General features: G+C 39.3%; 2 protein-coding genes. Both read right to left on the bottom strand.

All coding sequences use genetic code 11. The annotated features are described in order from the left end of the window. Positions 1-87: 87 nt before the first annotated feature. Positions 88-1,155, bottom strand: a complete 1,068-nt coding sequence (locus L1D51_RS21440; protein ID WP_054563606.1) for an AI-2E family transporter — start codon at positions 1,153-1,155, stop codon at positions 88-90. Beyond that, entirely contained in the window at positions 1,148-1,366 is a 219-nt protein-coding gene (locus tag L1D51_RS21435) for a sulfurtransferase TusA family protein (RefSeq protein WP_054563605.1), read from the bottom strand. Before L1D51_RS21435 ends, L1D51_RS21440 begins: the two co-directional genes overlap by 8 nt. Between the last annotated feature and the right edge of the window lie 50 nt (positions 1,367-1,416).

The following is a 1,416-nucleotide window of genomic DNA, read 5'->3' as shown; positions in this document are numbered from 1 at the left end:
CTTATAACCTATTTTACATTTTTCACGGCTAAATTATAATAATCAATTAGTCAGTAAAGTGCGCTTTCTATACTTTTTAAGACTAAGCTAACTTTCTATTAGCTCAACCTGCTTAGAAGACCAGGCATTTATAAGCGCTTTTACTAATGAAGCCAGCGGTATTGCAAAGAACACCCCCCAAAAGCCCCACAAACCGCCAAAAAACAGTACTGCAACGATAATAAACACTGGGTTTAAATCGACCGCTTCAGAGAACAGTAACGGCACTAACACATTGCCATCAAGAGCTTGGATCACGCCATAAATGATTAAAATGGTCCAAAATTGTGTTTCTAAACCAAATTGAAATAACGCCACCGCAGCGACTGGAATGGTCACCAATGCCGCCCCAACAAATGGAATAAGCACCGACAAGCCTACTAACACGCCGAGTAAAGCCGCATAGCGAAGGTCAAGCACTGCAAAAGCGATAAAAGATGCAGTACCAACAATTAAAATCTCAAATACCTTACCCCGAATATAATTCATGATTTGCTGATTCATTTCTTGCCATACTTGAATGATCAAGCGGCGTTGCTTAGGCAATAAACGCTCAGCACTTTGTGTGAGTTCCAATTTATCTTTAAGCATAAAGAACACCAGGAGCGGCACTAAGATCAGATAAATCAGCCAAGCTGCCACATCTTTAATCGAAGTTAATGACACCGATAGCACCAACTGACCAAACTCAATCGCTTTGGTCTCTACACTGGTAACAATTGATTTAACCTGATCTTCAGTAATCAAACTTGGGTAATCTTCAGGAAGATGTAAAAGCAGGGCTTTACCTTTTTCAATCATGTAAGGGGTTTCTTGAACTAGATTGCTGGTTTGCTGCCAAAGCACGGGCCCCATGCCGACAATAATCATGATCATCAAGCCACTGAATATCAACATAACAAGAATCGTTGCGGTAAACCTCTTTAAACCCAGCTTTTCTAAGTGAGCAACAGGCCAATCAAGTAAATAGGCAATCACCAAGGCAACCAAAACAGGCACGATTAACGAACCAAAAAAGTAGAAAAATGCAAAGGTTGCAATAAGCAGTAACAACAAGGTTACTGAATGGGGATCTGAAAATTTATTTTCGTACCAGGCTTTTACATACTCAAACACGAATGGGCTCCACAGTTAGTACACCTAATTCTAGGTCAATTTTAAAATGGTAATGATGTTTTTCTAAAAATCGCTGCATATCGTCCGTTGCCTCAGCAGCATTAAATGTAAAAGTCACGGGTTGTTTAATTGATGTTGCCTTATTCAACCCTAATTTAAACTGAATAAATTGTTGAGGGCACTTATAGCCTCTTAAATCAACCGTTAACATAGCGAATCAACTGCGTTATTAATATGAATAATAAGTATAAGGTGTAGGCC

It is taken from the genome of Pseudoalteromonas shioyasakiensis (assembly GCF_022398475.1).
GTDB lineage: Bacteria > Pseudomonadota > Gammaproteobacteria > Enterobacterales > Alteromonadaceae > Pseudoalteromonas.
The sequence above is the reverse complement of the archived record's forward strand: the minus strand, read 5'-3'. Positions and strand labels throughout refer to the sequence as shown.

Excerpts from the sequence above, each read along its gene's own strand:
- L1D51_RS21435 (WP_054563605.1), bottom strand. The coding sequence starts at position 1,366 with ATGTTAACGGTTGATTTAAGAGGCTATAAGTGCCCTCAACAATTTATT.